Annotated in this window: 17 protein-coding genes; 4 read left to right on the top strand and 13 right to left on the bottom strand. The window is 64.8% G+C overall.

Going from position 1 to position 16,887, the window contains the following annotated elements:
• Positions 1-52 precede the first annotated feature (52 nt).
• Complete coding sequence (locus AC2FNS_RS13855) at positions 53-1,219, top strand: benzoate/H(+) symporter BenE family transporter (protein WP_496683337.1); 1,167 nt, start codon at positions 53-55, stop codon at positions 1,217-1,219.
• 27 nt (positions 1,220-1,246) lie between these two features.
• Here AC2FNS_RS13855 and AC2FNS_RS13860 read toward each other — a convergent pair whose 3' ends face one another.
• On the bottom strand, positions 1,247-2,029 hold the full coding sequence (locus AC2FNS_RS13860; RefSeq protein WP_496688455.1) for a crotonase/enoyl-CoA hydratase family protein: 783 nt from the start codon (positions 2,027-2,029) through the stop codon (positions 1,247-1,249).
• Positions 2,030-2,173: 144 nt separating this feature from the next.
• Between AC2FNS_RS13860 and AC2FNS_RS13865 the strand changes: the two genes are divergently transcribed.
• Positions 2,174-3,283, top strand: coding sequence for a pyridoxal phosphate-dependent aminotransferase (locus AC2FNS_RS13865; RefSeq protein ID WP_496713426.1), 1,110 nt, complete (start codon positions 2,174-2,176; stop codon positions 3,281-3,283).
• Here the strand turns inward: AC2FNS_RS13865 and AC2FNS_RS13870 are convergent.
• From AC2FNS_RS13870 to AC2FNS_RS13895, 6 genes are all read right to left on the bottom strand, one after another.
• Entirely contained in the window at positions 3,280-4,470 is a 1,191-nt protein-coding gene (locus AC2FNS_RS13870; protein ID WP_496713427.1) for a pyridoxal-phosphate-dependent aminotransferase family protein, read from the bottom strand. The genes AC2FNS_RS13865 and AC2FNS_RS13870 overlap by 4 nt on opposite strands.
• 52 nt (positions 4,471-4,522) lie before the next feature.
• Positions 4,523-5,158, bottom strand: a complete 636-nt coding sequence (eda, locus tag AC2FNS_RS13875; RefSeq protein WP_496683347.1) for a bifunctional 4-hydroxy-2-oxoglutarate aldolase/2-dehydro-3-deoxy-phosphogluconate aldolase — start codon at positions 5,156-5,158, stop codon at positions 4,523-4,525.
• 4 nt (positions 5,159-5,162) lie between these two features.
• The gene (edd, locus tag AC2FNS_RS13880; RefSeq protein WP_496713429.1) at positions 5,163-6,968 is read right to left on the bottom strand and encodes a phosphogluconate dehydratase; all 1,806 of its coding nucleotides are present in this window, start codon (positions 6,966-6,968) and stop codon (positions 5,163-5,165) included.
• A 1-nt stretch (position 6,969) separates the two neighbouring features.
• On the bottom strand, positions 6,970-8,415 hold the full coding sequence (gene zwf / locus AC2FNS_RS13885) for a glucose-6-phosphate dehydrogenase (RefSeq protein ID WP_496713431.1): 1,446 nt from the start codon (positions 8,413-8,415) through the stop codon (positions 6,970-6,972).
• Positions 8,416-8,561: 146 nt separating this feature from the next.
• Positions 8,562-10,805: a phosphoenolpyruvate--protein phosphotransferase gene (gene ptsP, locus AC2FNS_RS13890; RefSeq protein WP_496683355.1), complete on the bottom strand. Its 2,244-nt coding sequence runs from the start codon at positions 10,803-10,805 to the stop codon at positions 8,562-8,564.
• Positions 10,806-10,851: 46 nt separating this feature from the next.
• Complete coding sequence (locus tag AC2FNS_RS13895) at positions 10,852-12,090, bottom strand: aspartate kinase (protein WP_149775707.1); 1,239 nt, start codon at positions 12,088-12,090, stop codon at positions 10,852-10,854.
• 166 nt (positions 12,091-12,256) lie between these two features.
• On the opposite strand from AC2FNS_RS13895, the gene AC2FNS_RS13900 reads away from it, so the two are divergent.
• Positions 12,257-12,613: a hypothetical protein gene (locus AC2FNS_RS13900; protein ID WP_496683357.1), complete on the top strand. Its 357-nt coding sequence runs from the start codon at positions 12,257-12,259 to the stop codon at positions 12,611-12,613.
• Here the strand turns inward: AC2FNS_RS13900 and AC2FNS_RS13905 are convergent.
• The 5 genes from AC2FNS_RS13905 to AC2FNS_RS13925 all read right to left on the bottom strand — a co-directional run bounded on the left by AC2FNS_RS13905 (position 12,607) and on the right by AC2FNS_RS13925 (position 15,645).
• Entirely contained in the window at positions 12,607-13,245 is a 639-nt protein-coding gene (locus AC2FNS_RS13905) for an SDR family oxidoreductase (RefSeq protein ID WP_496713054.1), read from the bottom strand. The two genes, AC2FNS_RS13900 and AC2FNS_RS13905, sit on opposite strands and share 7 nt — an antisense overlap.
• 3 nt (positions 13,246-13,248) lie before the next feature.
• On the bottom strand, positions 13,249-13,695 hold the full coding sequence (locus tag AC2FNS_RS13910; protein ID WP_496713056.1) for a DUF1178 family protein: 447 nt from the start codon (positions 13,693-13,695) through the stop codon (positions 13,249-13,251).
• Positions 13,696-13,746: 51 nt separating this feature from the next.
• Positions 13,747-14,241 (bottom strand): NUDIX hydrolase, encoded by a 495-nt coding sequence (locus tag AC2FNS_RS13915; protein ID WP_496803883.1) that lies wholly within the window; start codon positions 14,239-14,241, stop codon positions 13,747-13,749.
• A 105-nt stretch (positions 14,242-14,346) separates the two neighbouring features.
• A complete protein-coding gene (locus AC2FNS_RS13920) occupies positions 14,347-15,096 on the bottom strand; it encodes an EcsC family protein (RefSeq protein WP_496713060.1) in 750 nt (249 codons plus the stop codon).
• Between the two features lie 54 nt (positions 15,097-15,150).
• Positions 15,151-15,645, bottom strand: a complete 495-nt coding sequence (locus AC2FNS_RS13925; RefSeq protein ID WP_496688441.1) for a GNAT family N-acetyltransferase — start codon at positions 15,643-15,645, stop codon at positions 15,151-15,153.
• Between the two features lie 72 nt (positions 15,646-15,717).
• Here AC2FNS_RS13925 and AC2FNS_RS13930 point away from each other — a divergent pair, with 72 nt between their 5' ends.
• The gene (locus AC2FNS_RS13930) at positions 15,718-16,323 is read left to right on the top strand and encodes a flavin reductase family protein (RefSeq protein ID WP_496713062.1); all 606 of its coding nucleotides are present in this window, start codon (positions 15,718-15,720) and stop codon (positions 16,321-16,323) included.
• Positions 16,324-16,456: 133 nt separating this feature from the next.
• Here the strand turns inward: AC2FNS_RS13930 and AC2FNS_RS13935 are convergent.
• On the bottom strand, positions 16,457-16,887 hold a 431-nt coding region (locus AC2FNS_RS13935), incomplete at its 5' end, for an STAS domain-containing protein (protein WP_496803884.1).

The raw sequence follows: 16,887 nt of genomic DNA on the forward strand, positions 1-16,887 counted from the left end.
CACCGGGCCAAACGGTTGCTAGCAATCTCGGGACCAATCCACCGAGGGCCCCATGTCCAGACCCTTTCCGCCGATGCAGACCGTTTCAACCGGGCTGGTCGTGGCCATAGTCGGCTTTTTCAGTTCGTTTCCGATTGTCCTGCAGGGACTGGACGCCATGGGTGCCTCGGGGCCGCAGGCGGCATCGGGGCTGATGATGGCCGCCCTTGCCATGGGGCTGGCTGCCATCCTGCTCAGCTTGTGGTACCGCCAACCGATCAGCGTAGCCTGGTCCACGCCCGGTGCGGCGCTGCTGGCGGTTTCGGCCGCGCCGGCTGCGGGATTCTCGGGTGCCACCGGCGCGTTCCTGTTTGCAGGTGCCCTAACCGTGTTGGCCGGGCTGTGGCGCCCTGTGGGGCGGTTGGCCGCGGCCATTCCCACCTCCTTGGCGCAGGCGATGCTGGGCGGGGTGCTGCTGCCGCTGTGCATCGTCCCGTTCAAGGCCGCGGTCGAGATCCCCTGGCAGGCCCTGCCGGTGATCCTGACCTGGTTCATCGCTGGACGCGTGCACAGACTGCTGGCGGTCCCCACCGCCGTTCTGGCCGCCGCGCTGGTCGTCGTTCTGTTTTCTGACGGCCCATCGGTCCGCCCCGACCACCTGCTGGCCGCGCCGGTCTGGACCACGCCCACCTTCTCGGTCCCGTCGATGATTGGCATCGGGGTGCCGCTATTCGTGGTCACGATGGCCACTCAGAACATCCCCGGCATCGCGGTCATGCGCAGCTTTGGCTATGCCCCGGTCGCAGGACGGCTGTTCTCGGCCGTGGGTGGGGCCAGCATCCTGTCGGCCTTCTTCGGCGCGCCTGCGACCTGCCTCGCGGCCATCACCGCCGCCATGTGTTCGAACGAGGACAGCCACCCCGACCGGGATCAGCGCTTTTGGTCTGCGGTCATGGCTGGGGTGTTCTATTGCCTGTTCGGGGTATTCGCTGTGGCCATCACCGGGTTTGCCGCCCATGCCGATCCGATGCTGATGGGCACGTTGACCGGCGTGGCATTGATCGGGGTCATGGCCAATGCCACCTTCGCCGCACTCGAGGTTCCGGCCGAGCGCGAAGCCGCGATCCTGACCTTTGCCATCACCGCCTCGGGCATCACCGTGTTCGGCCTGGGCGCGGCGGTCTGGGGTCTGCTGGCAGGCGGCATCGCCTATGGGGTGACGACGCGCCTGCGGGGCTGAGGCCTAACTGGCTGCGCCCCGCGAGCTCTATTTGAACTCGGGCTTGCGGCCCTGCATCTGGGCCATCACCACTTCCATCTGGTCGGGTTTGCCGATCAATTCGACCTGTTCGGCGGATTCGGCCAGCAGAACCTCGGCGCGCGACTTGCATTCGGCCACCTCGATCAGACGTTTCGCGGCGCGAATGGCCGAGGGGCTCTTGCCCGCAATATCCTCGGCCAGTGCGATGGCTTCGGTCAGCGGATCATCCGACAGGCTGGTGACCAACCCCCAATCGGCGGCTTGTGCAGCACCGATGGGCCGCGCGGTGTAGGTCAGCAGGCGCAGCACGTCCGACCGCACCAGTTTCGGCAACAGGACCATGCCGCCCATGTCGGGGATAATGCCCCATTTCATCTCCATCACGGCCAGCTTGGCGTCGGGATGGGCAATGCGGATATCGGCGCCCAGCGCGATCTGCAGGCCACCACCATAAGCCACGCCCTGAATGGCGCAGATCACCGGCACCGGCACGCGGCGCCAGACCAGCGCCAGTTCCTGCATCTCATTCGCATCGTCATGGCTGCGGGTCATCAGCCACTCGGTCGGGTCCTTGTGCGCCATGGTCGCGAAACTGGCCATGTCGAGCCCCGCGCAGAAGCTTTTGCCCTCGCCCGACAGCACCACGGCACGGGCGTCCGAGGCGGCGACCTCTTGCCCCGCTGCCAGGATCGCCTTGATCATCGCATCATCCAGCGCGTTCATCTTGTCGCCGCGGGTCAGGGTGACATGGGCGATGTGGTTCCTGTATTCGACTGATACGCGCGCCATCTGGGCCTCCGGGTTTGATGTTCCGGGCAAACCATGCCCCGAAACCCGCAGCCGACGCCAGCCCGACGTGAGGGCAGATCAGTGCGGACGCCCCGGCCCCATGCAAGGCTTGCCCCGGCCATGCCCTTGGGATTATCTGCGCCCATGACCGGACCCAGATACACCCCGCTTGCCCAATCCCTGCCTGCAACCGTGCCCTTCGTCGGCCCCGAGACGCAGGAGCGCCAGCGCGGTGCGCCCTTCGTGGCCCGGCTGGGCGCGAACGAGAGCGTGTTCGGCCCCTCGCCCCGCGCGATCGAGGCGATGCGTCAGGCCGCTGACGGCATCTGGATGTATGGCGACCCCGAGAACCACGATCTGCGCCATGCGCTGGCCGATCACCACGGGTTCAACCCCGACAACATCGTGGTCGGCGAAGGCATCGACGGGCTGCTGGGCTATCTGGTGCGCCTGATGGTCGGTCCGGGCGATGCGGTCGTGACCTCGGACGGGGCCTATCCGACCTTCAACTACCACGTTGCGGGATATGGCGGGTCGATCCACAAGGTGCCTTATGCCAACGATCACGAAGACCCGGCCGCCCTGTTCGCCAAGGCGGCCGAGGTCGGGGCCAAGCTGGTCTATCTGGCCAACCCGGACAACCCGATGGGCAGCTGGCACCGCGGCGCGGACATCGTCGCGGCGCTGGACGCCCTGCCGGACGGCTGTCTGCTGGTTTTGGACGAGGCTTACGTGGAATGTGCGCCTGAAGGCACCGCCGCGCCGGTCGCGGCGGATGATCCGCGCGTGATCCGGATGCGCACCTTTTCCAAGGTTTACGGCATGGCCGGCGCGCGGGTCGGCTATGCGATCGGAGCGCCCGGGTTGATCTCGGCCTTCAACAAGGTGCGCAACCATTTCGGCATGAACCGCATGGCGCAGGCCGGGGCGCTGGCCGCCCTGCACGATCAAGACTGGCTGACGCAGGTACAGGCGCGGATAGTCTCGGCCCGCGACCGGATCGGCGCTATTGCGCGTGACAACGGGCTGAGCCCGCTGCCCTCGGCCACTAATTTCGTGGCAATCGACTGTGGGCACGACGGAGCATTTGCCAAGGCGGTGCTGGAGGCGCTGGTGGCGCAAGGGATCTTCGTGCGGATGCCATTTGCAGCCCCGCAGAACCGCTGCATCCGCGTCAGTTGCGGCACCGAAGCCGACCTGAACGCCTTTGCCGCCGCCCTGCCGCAGGCGCTGGCGGCAACGCGCAACGCCTAGCCCGCCAGAACCGCCGCCGCAGCCTCGAGCGCGCCGGACCCGCGCGGGATCTCCAACGCGGCCATGGCGGTTTCGATGCCGCCAAGCAGGCCCATGACCATGTGACCGTTCAGATGGCCCATGTGGCCCAGCCGGAAACACGCGTCCTCGTCCGCCATGCCCAGCCCGATACCCAAGGTCAGGCCCAAATGCCGCTCGGTATAGCTGCGTAGAGGCGCGCCGCGACCCTCGGTCAGGCGCAGGGCGGTGACGGCATGACTGCGATGCGTGCGATCACCAACGTTCAGGTGCAGCGCCCCGCCCTCGGCCCACCTCTCGCAGGCGGCCCAGACGGCCTGTGCCAGCCGCGCATGGCGGGCCCAGACCTGCTCAATCCCTTCGGCATGGATCAGATCCAGGGCGGCGCGCAGACCATACAGGTGGTGGGTCGGCGCGGTGCCGCCGAAATACTGATAGAACCAGTCGGGCTCTGATCGTGGCTGCCAGTCCCAATAGCCCGAAACCCGCGGCATCGCGGCCCGTTTGGCCTTGGCCCGGTCGTTGAAGAACACGAAGGACATGCCCGCCGGGGTCATCAGCCCCTTCTGGCAGGCGGTGACCATGACATCGACGCCCCAGTCATCCATCTCGAAACGGTCGCAGCCCAGCGAGGCGATGCAATCCGCCATCAGCAATGCCGGGTGGTTCAGATCGTCCAGCAGCGCCCGCAGCGCCGGAATGTCGTTGCGGATCGAGCTGGACGTGTCCACATGAACCGCCAGAACCGCCTTTATCCGGTGGTTGGCATCAGCCCGCAGGGTCTGTGCAATCCGGTCCATGTCCCACGGGTTGGAAGGGCCGAAATCGATCAGGTCGACCTTCACGCCCAGACGCTCGGCCATTTCCGCCCAGCCATGGGTGAACCGCCCCGAAGCCGGAGCCAGCACGGTTTCCCCTGGCGCCAGAACGTTGGACAGTGCCGCCTCCCACGCGCCGTGGCCGTTGGCGATGTAGATCGCCACCTCGTGCCGGGTACGGGCCACGCGGCGCAGGTCGGCCGTCAGGTCGGGCATCATCTCGACCAACTCGCCGGCGTAGATATTGGGCGACGGGCGGTGCATGGCCTGCAGCACCGCGTCCGGAATCACGGAAGGGCCCGGAATGGCCAGATAACTTCGCCCTTGGGCCAAGGATATATTGTCTGTCATGTGGATCAACCTGCCTGATATGGCGCCCACCCTAGCGCCGGGTCAGGCGAGGTCAATCCATCAGCGCGGCCGCCTCACGCGCGAGGGCTTCGATCCTCGCCCACTCGCCCTGCGCCACCATCTGTTTCGGCGCGACCCAGCTGCCGCCCGCACAGATCACATTGGGCAGGGACAGGTAGTCGCGCGCGTTGGCGGGCGAAACACCGCCTGTCGGGCAAAAGGTGATCTGCGGCAGCGGCGCGCCGATCGCCTTAAGCGCAGGCGCCCCGCCCGAGGCTTCGGCCGGGAAGAATTTCAGCATGTCATAGCCCTGCTCGAGCAGGCGCATCGCCTCGGTCGCGGTGGCCGCGCCGGGCAGCAGCGGCAGCCCCTCGGCCTCACAGGCGGCGATCAGGGCATCAGTAGCACCGGGCGATACGCCGAATTGCGCGCCGGCTTCTTTCGCGGCGCGGACATCTTCGGGCGTGACCAGGGTGCCGGCCCCCACGACCCCGCCGGGCACCTGCGCCATGGCGCGGATCGCGTCCAGCGCGGCGGGCGTGCGCAAGGTCACCTCGAGCGCGGGCAAGCCACCGGCCACCAGTGCCTCGGCCAGCGGGCGGGCATGCGCGGCGTCATCGACGACCAGAACCGGGACGATGGGCGCCAATCCGCAGATCTCGCGGGTGCGTTGGGTTTTTGCGGACATAGGATCAGGCTCCGAAAATGCTGGCACCGGCATCGGCCGAGCCGACGGCGTTGCGGAACGTGGTGAACAGGTCGCGGCCGACCCCGTATTGATGCGCCGAAAGATCGGCGGTGGCGACGGGGCGGTCCAGCACGCCGGGGGTCAGGATTTCAAGCTGACCCTGCACCGCGTCGACGCGCAGCAGGTCGCCATCGCGCAGCTTGGCGATCGGGCCGCCATCCAGCGCCTCGGGGCAGACATGGATCGCCGCGGGCACTTTGCCCGAGGCCCCCGACATGCGGCCATCGGTCACCAGAGCCACCTTCTGCCCGCGCCCCTGCAGGATCGACAGGATCGGCGTCAGCGAGTGCAGCTCTGGCATGCCATTGGCCTTGGGCCCCTGGAAGCGGACCACGACGATGACATCGCCGGTGAACTCGCCGGCCTTGAACGCGGCCTTGACCTCGTCCTGGTCGTGGAAGACGCGCACAGGGGCCTCGACCACCTGGTGTTCGGGCGCCACGGCCGAGACCTTCATCACGCCGGTACCCAGATTGCCGCTCAGGCGCGACAGGCCACCGGTGGGCTGGAACGGGTCATTGGCAGGGCGCAGGATCTTTTCGTTCAGACTGTGGCCGGCGCCGTCCTCCCAGACCAGCGCGCCATCGATCAGCTTGGGTTCCTGCGTGTAGTGATGCAGCCCCTGCCCCGCCACGGTCAGCGTGTCGGGATGCAGCAGGCCTTCGTCCAGCAACGTGCCGATGGTATACCCCAGCCCGCCCGCGGCATGGAAATGGTTCACGTCGGCCAAACCGTTGGGATAAACCCGCGCGACCAGGGGCACGACGCCCGAGATGTCCGAGAAATCCTGCCAGTCCAGCACGATACCCCCGGCACGGGCCATGGCGATCAGGTGGATCAGCAGATTGGTCGACCCGCCCGTGGCCATCAGCCCCACAATGCCGTTCACGAAAGCCCGTTCGTCGAGGATCTGGCACACTGGCGAGTAATTGTTGCCCAGCGCGCTGAGCGACAGGGCACGGCGGGCGCCTTCCTCGGTCAACGCATCGCGCAGCGGCGTGTTGGGGTTGACGAAGCTGGAGCCCGGCAGGTGCAGGCCCATGAACTCCATCAACATCTGGTTGGTGTTGGCGGTGCCGTAGAAGGTGCAGGTGCCCGGCCCGTGATAGGCGGCCATTTCGGCGGCCATCAGTTCTTCGCGCGTGGCTTCGCCGGCGGCGAATTTCTGGCGCACCTTGGCCTTTTCGTCGTTGGGCAGGCCGCTGGTCATCGGGCCGGCGGGCAGGAACACCGCCGGCAGATGGCCAAAGCTCTGCGCTGCGATCACCAGCCCCGGCACGATTTTGTCGCAGACCCCCAGGAACACCGCCGCGTCAAATGTATTGTGGCTGAGCGCCACCGCCGCCGCGAGCGCGATCACGTCGCGGGAGAACAGCGACAGTTCCATCCCGGCCTCACCTTGCGTGACCCCGTCGCACATGGCCGGCACCCCGCCCGCCACCTGCGCGGTGCCGCCCGCGGCACGGGCCGCGCGCCGGATCAGTTCGGGATAGCGCTCGAACGGCTGATGCGCCGACAGCATGTCGTTATAGGCGGTGACTATGCCTAGATTGCCCACGCTGGTGGTGGCCAGCGTCTGCTGATCGGCCCCTGCCCCGGCATAGGCGTGGGCCTGGCCGCTGCAGGACAGATGCGCGCGTGCCGGCCCTTCGGACCGAGCCCGCTCCATCCGCTGCAGATAGGTGCGGCGGGGATCGGCGCTACGCTCGATTATTCTTTGGGTGACATCGGTGATGACGTTGTGAACCATCTCAACCTCCGATCTGGCGCCAGCGGCGTCCGTCGCGATGCATCAGCATCAATGCGTCTTCCGGGCCGGAACTGCCCCGATCATAGCGCGAGGGACGGTCGCCGCGCTCTTCCCAGCCCTTGATGATGGGATCGACCCAGGCCCAGGCGGCCTCGACCTCGTCGCCGCGCATGAACAGGGTCTGGTCCCCGCGGATCACGTCCATCACCAGCCGCTCATAGGCGTCCTGCGCGCGCACATCGGCACCCAGCGCCTCGGCAAAGCTCATGTCCAGCGCCACATCCGTCAGGCGGAAGCCACCCGGGCCGGGATCCTTGATCGTGGTGCGCAGGGTGATGCCCTCGTCGGGCTGCAGGCGGATCACCAGCACGTTGCCGTGCAGCGGGCCGACATTGGGAAAGATCGTGTGCGGCGGGTCGCGGAAAAACACCGCGATTTCGGATTCACGCGCGCGCAGACGCTTGCCCGTGCGCAGATAGAACGGAACTCCCGCCCAGCGCCAGTTACCTACGCGCACCTTCAGCGCGATGTAGCTTTCGGTCAGGCTGTCAGGGTTGCCCACATGATCGACATACCCGTCGCCGCCCTTTTCCGCCCGGTACTGGCCGCGGGCGATGTCGGTCGAGGCCACAGGTTCCAGTGCTTCGATCACCTTGACCTTTTCACTGCGCACCGAGTTGGGCGAAAAGGTCGAAGGCGGCTCCATTGCAGTCAGGCACAAAAGCTGCACCAGGTGGTTCTGCACCATGTCCCGCATCGCGCCGGACTGGTCGTAATAGGCGCCACGCCCTTCGACCCCGACGGTTTCGGCCACGGTGATCTGGACATGATCCACGTGGGTCGCGTTCCACAGCGGTTCGAACAGCGAGTTGGCAAAGCGCAGCGCCATCAGGTTCTGCACCGTTTCCTTGCCTAGGTAATGGTCGATCCGATAGATCTGATGTTCTTCGAAACAGGCGCGCAAACCTTCGTTCAGCGCCTTGGCCGAGGCCAGGTCATGGCCAAAGGGTTTCTCGACCACGATGCGGCTGTCGGGCGTGGCAAGCCCGTGATCATGCAGGCGCTGCGCGATGCCGGGAAACAGTTTCGGACCGACCGACAGGTAAAAGGCGCGCACCACGTCGGGGCGCAGTGACTTGGCCAGCTTGTCCCAGCCGTTTTCGCCCAGCGCATCCACGGGCACGTATTCGACCCGGGCCAGGAACCGGTCCAGAACGTCTTTCTTGAAGGACGGCGCGAATTCCTTCATCGACTTGCGCACCTGCGCGCGGAACCCGTCATCGTCCATATCCGACCGCGCGGTCCCGATGATGCGCGCATCTTCGGGCATCTGCCCCACTTCGAACCGATGGTAGAGGCCCGGCAGGATCTTGCGCTGGGCCAGATCTCCGGTCGCGCCGAACAGGACCAGATCGAATGGATCTACGGGGATTACGCGTGAAACCATGGCTGGCTCCCTTTTTCGGACAATCCGGCGCAGTCTGCAGCCAGACACCCTGTTACCGCTAACATTTGTGGCTTGGATAGAAAGACCAAGCCCAAAAAGCAAGCCCGGATTTCGCTAACGGGCCCTTTTTCGCGGCCATCATGCCTTCAGCCGTTGGCGCGCAGATACTCCATGATCGCCGGGCGCACCGATTGTTCGCCGCGATGGCGGGCGTCGGCGATGATCTTGCGGACCTCCTGCAGGTTGGACCGCAACAGCAGGCTCTTGACCGGGCCGATCGAGGCCGGGCGCATTGACAGGGTGCGGATGCCCATCGCCGCCAGGCACAGCGCCTCGATCGGGCGGCCGGCATCCTCGCCGCAGAAACTCAGCGGCGTGTCGGAAATTCCGCACCGTTCGACGATGCGCTCGATCAAGCTGAGGAAGCTGACATTCAGGGTGTCATAGCGGCGTCGCACCAGCTCGTTCTCGCGGTCGGCGGCGAAGAAGAACTGTTTCAGGTCGTTGCCACCGATCGAGATGAAATCGACCTCGTCAAAGAATTTCTGGGGGGCAAAGGCCAATGACGGTGTTTCCAACATCGCCCCGATTTCAAGCGTTTCAGGCAGAACATGGCCCAGGCGCTTTTCGCGCTCGATGGTCTTGTTCACCTCCCACCGGGCCTCGCGGTATTCATCGGCTTGCGCCACGAAGGGGAACATCACCGTCAACGGTCGCCCCTCCGCGGCGCGGATCAGCGCCTGCAGCTGCATGCGCATGACCCCGCGCTTGTCCAGGCCCACGCGTATGGCGCGCCAGCCCAGCGCCGGGTTGGGCTCGGCGACATGCTTCATGTAGGGCAGCACCTTGTCCGACCCGATATCCAGCGTTCGGAATACCACGCGCTTGCCATCGGCCGAATCGAGAACGCGTTTGTACTGCGCCACCAGTTCGGACCGCTTCGGCATCTGGTTGCGGATCAGGAACTGCAATTCGGTGCGGAACAGGCCAACGCCCTCGGCCCCAGACGTTTTGAGCGACGGCAGGTCGGCCATCAGGCCGGCATTCATCACCAGGTTTATCCGCTCGCCATCCTTGGTCACGGTCGGGGTTTCACGGATCGAGGCATAGCGTTTCTGCGCTTCGGCCTGCATGGCCATCTTGTCGCGGAAGGCGCTGACCACAGTATCCTCGGGGCGCAGATGCACCACCCCCTCGTCGCCATCGACCAAAATGTGGTCGCCGTTCAAAGCCTCAGTCGTGATCCGGCCCACATGCACAACCAGCGGGATGGCCAAGGCGCGGGCGACGATGGTGGCATGACTGCCGACCGAGCCTTCCTCGAGCACGATGCCCCTCAGCGACCGACCATATTCAAGCAGATCGCCGGGGCCTATATTGCGCGCCACGAGGATCGGATCGGGCGGCATCTCCTTGCCGTTGTCGCGGCCCTGCCCCGTCAGAATGCGCAGCAGGCGGTTCGACAGATCGTCCAGATCGGCCAGCCGTTCGCGCAGATAAGGGTCGGTGACCTGGTTCATCCGAGCGCGGGCCTGCGACTGCTCCTTTTCAACCGCCGCCTCGGCGCTGAGGCCGCGGGCGATGTCCTCCTCCATCCGCCGCATCCAGCCCTTGGAATTGGCAAACATCCGATAGGCTTCCAGGACCTGCAGCTGTTCGGTATCGCCGCCCCGCGAGATTTCCAGCATCTTGTCGACGCCCACGCGCAGTTCTTCGACCGCCGCGTTCAGGCGCTCAAGCTCGCGGTGCGGATCATCGGCGATGGGGTTGGTGACCACGACGCGCGGTTCGTGCAGCCAAACATGACCTTCGGCCGACCCTTCCTGCGCGGGCCCACCCCGCAACAGCCGCGATTGCTGGTGCAACGGCGACAAGGCCGCCCCTTCGCCCACGAAGGCGCCCAGCTCGGCCATCTCGGCCAGCACCATCGCGACCACTTCCAGCGCATAGACCTCGTCGGCGGAAAACTCGCGCGCGTCGCGCGACTGCACGACCAGAACGCCCAGCTTCTGGCCCAGCCGCTGGATCGGCACGCCCAGGAACGACGAATACCGCTCCTCGCCTGTTTCCGGCATGTAGCGGAAACCCTTTTCCGAAGGCGCATCGGCTGTATTGATCACCTTGCCGAACTTGGCCACGCGCCCCACCAGGCCCTCGCCCAGTCGCATGCGGGTCTGGTGCACAGCTTCGGGGGCAAGCCCTTCGGTCGCGCAGAGTTCAAGGGTTTCGTCGTCGCGGAACAGGTAGATCGAGCACACCTCGCACCGCATGCTGTCCGCGATCAGGTGCGTGATCCGGTCAAGACGCTCCTGACCGGCCGCCTCGCTTGCCATCTCCTCGCGCAGCCGCCCCAGCAGCTTGCGGGATTCCGTTTCCATTCCGTCTGCCATCGCCCGGTCTATCCTGCGGTGTCAGGCGGGACCTTGGCCGAAACGCTCAGGCCGCCTTGTCCAGTTCAAAGGCATCATGCAGCGCCTGAACGGCAAGTTCCATGTATTTCCGGTCGATCAGCACGGAAATCTTGATCTCGGAGGTTGTAATGACCTTGATGTTGATCCCCTCATCCGAGAGTACCTTGAACATCTTGGCCGCCACGCCCGACTGCGAGCGCATGCCGATGCCCACCACCGAAACCTTGGCCACATCGGTATCGGCGACCAGTTCGGCATAGTTCAGATCACCACGCTCCTTGACCGCCAGCAGCGCCTTTTCGGCGCGCGCCACCTGGTTGGTGGGGCAGGAAAAGGTCATGTCCGTGCGCCCCTCGTCCGAGATGTTCTGCACGATCATGTCGACATTGATCCCCTCATCGCTGAGCGCGTTGAAGATGATCGCGGCGATGCCGGGGCGGTCGGCGACCGACACGACGGTCATCTTGGCCTCGTCCCGCGAATAGGCCACACCCGAGACTACATTGGATTCCATGATTTCCTCCTCGTCGACGACCAGGGTTCCGGCCTCGTCGGACTGTTCCTCGAAGCTCGAGAGAACACGCAGTTTCACCTTGTACCGCATCGCCAGCTCGACCGAGCGGGTCTGCAGCACCTTGGCCCCCAACGAGGCCAGTTCGAGCATTTCCTCGAACGAGATCTTGTCCAGCTTGCGCGCCTTCTCGCAGATGCGCGGATCGGTGGTATAGACGCCATCCACATCCGTGTAGATGTCGCAGCGTTCGGCGTCGAAGGCCGCGGCAAAAGCCACTGCGGTGGTGTCCGAGCCACCCCGACCCAACGTGGTGATCCGCCCCTCGGGGCTGAGGCCTTGAAAACCCGCCACCACGGCGACCTTCATGCCCTCGCCGAACTTCTGGTTGATGTTGTCGGTCGGAATGTCCAGGATCCGCGCCGCCGAATGGGCGCCATCGGTCAGCAGCGGCACCTGCCAGCCCTGCCAACTGCGGGCGGGGATGTCCATTTCCTGCAAGGTCAGTGCCATCAGACCGGCGGTGACATTCTCGCCCGAGGAAACCACGGCATCATATTCGCGCGCGTCATACAGTGGCGAGATCTCGTCAACCCAGCCGACCAGTTCGTTGGTCTTGCCCGACATGGCCGACACGATGACGATGACGTCATAGCCCTTGGCCACTTCGACGCCGATGCGCTTGGCTGCGCGGCGGATGCGGTCGAGGTTGGCGACGGATGTGCCGCCGAATTTCATCACGAGTACGGGCATGGGGGCAAATGTCTCCGCGCCTTGGATTTCCGGTCCCGTGCGTCTTATGCGAGGGGACCCGATAGGGCAAGAGTGCAAAGGGGCGCGCCCTGCGGCGCGCGGCCGCTTTACAACCGGTGCCGGCAATGCCAGCGTGGGATCAGCCGTTTACACCATGAGGTTTTTCATGCTGCGTTTCGTTTCCGCCCTTGCCCTGATGTCCACACCTGCGGTGGCCCAGGTGGCCACCCTGTCCGGCACGGATGGTCAAAACGCCTTGGGAACCGTGCCTTGCACTGCCCTGTCCGGCCAACCCCTGCAAAGCTGCCCGGCCGAGTTGCGCCGTAAAGAGGACGGAACCGCCACGCTGGCGGTACAACTGCCCACTGGCGAGGTGCGCCGCATCTATTTCACCGATGGAAAGCCGGATTCCAGCAGCGCAACCGCACAGATCACGTCGGAAACCCGCGGCGATATTCTGGTGATCTTCATCGATCCCGGTGAAGTCTACGAGATTCCCAAAGCAGCGCTGGCAGCTCAGTAAGGATGCGCCTGCCCGTCCCACGTTTCGAAACACCCGGTGGTATCCAGGCTTAGCGCCTCGAAACGCTCGGCCAGCCCGGCAACGGCCTGTGAGACGGTGATGTCGGCGGCCTGACCGCCCATGTCCGTCCGCACCCATCCGGGGTGATAGATACCGACGGCGACGCCGTCCCGCTTCAGATCGACCGCCAGGTTGCGCCCGAGATTCAGCGCGGCGGCCTTTGAAGCACGATAGATATAACTCCCTCCTGGCGCCCGTGTGTGCGAGGCCATCTGCGACGAGATGATCGCGATCTTGCCGCGGGCGGCCCGCAGATTGGGCAGCAGGGCCTGAATAGTCAGAAACACGCCGGTCACATTGGCGGCGAAGGTCTGGGCCCACATCTCGGCCGGATAGCCCTCGATCGTCTGGCCCTTGTCCAGATAGACGCCCGCGTTGCACACCAGCAGGTCAACCGGTTGCCCTTGCAGCGCGCGCGCCATCGCCGCATGATCGGCCGGATTGGTCACGTCCAGTTTGACCTTGGCACTGCCATCGCGGGCGGTGCCGGTGACCTGGTGGCCCTGCCCTTGGTAGAGATCGGCCAGAGCCCGTCCGATCCCCCGATTGGCGCCGGTGATCAGAACATGCATCGCTCAGTTCGTCTTTCGGCTGGGCACGAAAGGCAGAGGCGCCACGGGCACACCATCTTCGATCAGCGCCTTCGCCTCCTCCAACCTGGCCTCGCCATAGATGGGACGCTCGGGTGCTTCGCCCAGATGAATCTTGCGGGCCTCGCGCGCGAAATCCCGCCCGACGTAGTCGGAGTTGGCCTCGACCTTGGTGCGCAGCTCTTTCAGAACGCGTTCGATTTCGACACGGGACGGAGCTGCGCCAGGGTCGGGGGCGGATCGCGGCATATGGGATTCGGCCGTGCGCCCTGTTTGCAAGCGAGGCGTCATGATCGCTTTTTCAACAGACGTGCAGCCGCATTGCGCGCAGGATACCATGCCCGCCTTGGCAAGCTTGTCATAGGCATCGGCCGACTGGAACCAGCTGTCGAACCCGTGACCGTTGCTGCATTTCAGGGCGTATTGAATCATCTTGCGTCCCAAAAGTCGGTTGTTGAATAGATACCGTCAGACATGGCGATATCAAGCCTTTCTCGCTGAGCCACGGGCCTCAGCAGGCGAAAAGCCCCGGAGCAATGCGGACAGGTCCCGCCCGGAAACCCTGTCGGCCCCCTCGTCCAGCTTGAACCATGCCCTGCGCCGCTGACCGGCCTCGGGGAAAATTTCGGCCACCTCGGTGACCCGCAGAGGGAAGACGTCGACCAGACACATCACGCGCCCCAGCCGCTTGTGGTGCTTGGCATGGGCGAAACTTCCGATACGCCGGGTGTCGCAATGGCCGGTCGCGCCGGCCTCTTCCCAAGCCTCGCGCGCGGCGGACTCCGCGTCGCTCAGCCCGGTTATTGCCCAACCCTTGGGAATGATCCAGCGGCCGGACCCGCGCGTAGATATCAACAGAACTTCAAGCCCTGCCTGCGTCTGTCGATGGCACAGGGCCGCCACTTGCCGAATGACCGGCAGTGGCTCGGAGGCGAATGCGCCGTCCGACGAAATCCCGGCGTCTTTCACGTTCAGCATCCTCTCGACAGGCCTCATTTTCCTGCTAAACCGCCCGCTTATCCCGCAGGTCGGTCAGTTTCAAACTACCACTTCAGGCGGAATTGTCCAATTTGGGGCGATCTGTCACCCAATTATGCGGCGCTCCAACCGCTGAACCAGATCTTCATGTGGAATGTCGGCGTCGACGGCCAACCGACGCAGGCCGAAGTGAACCCGGGCGATCTGCTGGTAATAACGGGAATAGACATAGTTGATGCCGCCCCCGGCAACGGCCCCAAGCACCGGCAGGGTCTGCGCGGCCAATTTCTGACCAAGCGCCACCGACAGTCTGGGCGCAACGGCCGCGATCAGCTTTTGTATCGCCGGGCCGGTCAATGTCAGGCGCACCGAGAAGAAACCCAGGTCGGCGCCATCGTCATGCGACAGCGGGCCGGCGGCGGACAGAACCCGCACGCAGTCGAACTTGACGTTTTCGGCCGATGGATCGAACCCCTCGCGGGCGGCAGCCCCCTGGATCGCACGCAACAGCATGGTCGTCGTGACCGGCAGTTCGATCAGCGCGGTGGTCAAGCCACCCGTACCGCCAACTGCGCCCATGGTGGTGGCGACGATCGTGTTGACCCACGGCTCTTGATCCGGGACTGCGCGCCGCGATCCGTTCGCCGCACGGACGGCCACCCACAGCGCCTGTTCGGTGGCCCCCGTCAGACCCGATCGAACCGGAGCTGGCAATTGCTCGAGCAATGATTCCGCCGATCCGCCCATGCGGTTCAGAAACTTCACGCCGGCGCCCCCGGCGTCGCGATAGTATCCCGCAAGTCGGTCAAGCTCGGCTTCGGGGTCAGGGCGCTGCACTCGCAAAATATCGTGCATCCGGTCTCCTCCTGCCCCCGAAAGATCGGCATCAGCGCGCGCGCTTTCAATAGGTCAGCGTGTCCAACGCGTGACTTCTCCGCCTATTCCCTTCCAGGCGCCGGGCGCCAAATCCAGGCCAAGCACACGATCCGGGTTGGTTGGCGGCGGCATCTCTACCCCCTCGAGCCGGGCAAACCCAAAGCGTGAATAGTAGGGCGCGTCACCGACCAGCATGACCCGCTCCCACCCTTTGGCCCGCCCCGCTTCGATGCCTTCACGGATCAGAAAACCACCCAACCCTTCGCCCTGGTGGGTCGGGTGGACGGCCACGGGCCCCAGCAAAAGCGCATCGTGTGCGCCAACATGAACGGGCCAGAATCGGATGGCCCCGGCCAATATCCCCTGCCCGTCGCGAGCCACCATCGACAGCCCTGACACTGGCGGAACATCGTCGCGCAAGCGGTAGGACGACAGCGCCTCGCGCCCCGGCGCAAAGCACAGGTCGTAGAGGGCTTCGACTTCCCACCAATCCTCCGGCTCTTCCGGCCTGATCCCGAACTGCTGCACCGCGGCCCTCTTTTCGACTCTGGAAATCGCCCTAGCACTTCGCTAGGCCTTGAGCAAACGCTTGGAGATCAGATGTTCTATCGCCCCGAAGACGGTCACGGATTGCCGCACAACCCGTTCAACGCCATCATCACGCCGCGCCCGATCGGATGGATCTCGACCCGCGGCGCGGATGGGATCAACAACCTGGCGCCCTATTCGTTCTTCAACGGGGTCGCCTATACACCTCCGCAGGTGATGTTCGCCTCCACCGGCACAAAGCACGACCAAGACAGCGGAAAGGACAGCATCGCCAATATCGAGGCGACCGGGGTCTTTTGCGTCAACGTGGTGGCCCACGCCCATCGGGATGCGATGAACGCAAGCTCGGCCAGCCTTCCGAAAGAGGTGGACGAGTTCGCCCACGCCGGCTTGACACCGGTGGAATGCGAAACCATCCCATGCGCCCGCATCGAAAGCGCCCCTGCCGCGCTGGAATGCAAACTGACCCAGATCGTCACGTTGCCTGGCCAAGCCAACCGGGTGGTTTTCGGAGAGGTCATCGGCGTACACCTGCGCGATGACTGCCTGAAGGAGGGCAAGTTCGACGTCACCACCTTTCAACCATTGTCGCGGCTTGGCTATCGCGACTACTCGGTGGTTACGGAATTGTTTTCCCTCAATCGTCCAGACGATTGAGCCGGGTTTGGGGGCTCTGCCCCCGCCGCGCTGTTCGCGACTCCCCCGGGATAATTTTGGTCAGATGAAGGGCTCGCGCGTTCTTCATCTGGCTGTAAATATCCCGGAGCGCGAGGCAGAGCCTCGCATTTCCTCAGTGGCCGCCCAGAATGCCGGTTCGAACAGAATAGTCGACCGCAAGGCCGTAATCCGGGTCATCGTCGCTATCGACCATCAGGTGACCCGCTTTCTTGAGCAGCTTGTGACAGTCGCGGCTGAGATGGCGCAGCATGACACGCTTGCCTGCCGCCTCGTATTTCGCGGCGACGTTTTCGATGGCCTGCAGGGCCGATTGGTCAACCACTCGGCTGTCGGCAAAGTCCACGATCACCGTTTCCGGGTCGTTCTGGACATCGAACAGTTCAACAAACCCCTCGGACGAGCCAAAGAACAACGGGCCCTTGATCTCGTAGACCTTGGCGCCTTTCTCGGTTTCGGAGTCGCGGGTGACCGCGTGGATGCGCTTGGCGTTGTTCCAGGCATAGGCCAGCGCCGAAACGATCACACCGACCACGACGGCCACGG

This window comes from Ruegeria sp. BHSA191, from assembly GCF_059613325.1.

What these genes read in the sequence shown, in the direction of transcription:
- AC2FNS_RS13915 (WP_496803883.1), bottom strand. Translation starts at nt 14,241, where the DNA reads ATGCTGAACGTGAAAGACGCCGGGATTTCGTCGGACGGCGCATTCGCC.
- ptsP (WP_496683355.1), bottom strand. Translation starts at nt 10,805, where the DNA reads ATGGCAGACGGAATGGAAACGGAATCCCGCAAGCTGCTGGGGCGGCTG.
- eda (WP_496683347.1), bottom strand. Translation starts at nt 5,158, where the DNA reads ATGTCCGCAAAAACCCAACGCACCCGCGAGATCTGCGGATTGGCGCCC.
- AC2FNS_RS13860 (WP_496688455.1), bottom strand. Translation starts at nt 2,029, where the DNA reads ATGGCGCGCGTATCAGTCGAATACAGGAACCACATCGCCCATGTCACC.
- AC2FNS_RS13870 (WP_496713427.1), bottom strand. Translation starts at nt 4,470, where the DNA reads ATGACAGACAATATATCCTTGGCCCAAGGGCGAAGTTATCTGGCCATT.
- edd (WP_496713429.1), bottom strand. Translation starts at nt 6,968, where the DNA reads ATGGTTCACAACGTCATCACCGATGTCACCCAAAGAATAATCGAGCGT.
- AC2FNS_RS13855 (WP_496683337.1), top strand. Translation starts at nt 53, where the DNA reads ATGTCCAGACCCTTTCCGCCGATGCAGACCGTTTCAACCGGGCTGGTC.
- AC2FNS_RS13895 (WP_149775707.1), bottom strand. Translation starts at nt 12,090, where the DNA reads ATGCCCGTACTCGTGATGAAATTCGGCGGCACATCCGTCGCCAACCTC.
- AC2FNS_RS13865 (WP_496713426.1), top strand. Translation starts at nt 2,174, where the DNA reads ATGACCGGACCCAGATACACCCCGCTTGCCCAATCCCTGCCTGCAACC.
- zwf (WP_496713431.1), bottom strand. Translation starts at nt 8,415, where the DNA reads ATGGTTTCACGCGTAATCCCCGTAGATCCATTCGATCTGGTCCTGTTC.
- AC2FNS_RS13930 (WP_496713062.1), top strand. Translation starts at nt 15,718, where the DNA reads ATGTTCTATCGCCCCGAAGACGGTCACGGATTGCCGCACAACCCGTTC.
- AC2FNS_RS13910 (WP_496713056.1), bottom strand. Translation starts at nt 13,695, where the DNA reads ATGATTCAATACGCCCTGAAATGCAGCAACGGTCACGGGTTCGACAGC.
- AC2FNS_RS13920 (WP_496713060.1), bottom strand. Translation starts at nt 15,096, where the DNA reads ATGCACGATATTTTGCGAGTGCAGCGCCCTGACCCCGAAGCCGAGCTT.
- AC2FNS_RS13905 (WP_496713054.1), bottom strand. Translation starts at nt 13,245, where the DNA reads ATGCATGTTCTGATCACCGGCGCCAATCGGGGGATCGGACGGGCTCTG.
- AC2FNS_RS13900 (WP_496683357.1), top strand. Translation starts at nt 12,257, where the DNA reads ATGCTGCGTTTCGTTTCCGCCCTTGCCCTGATGTCCACACCTGCGGTG.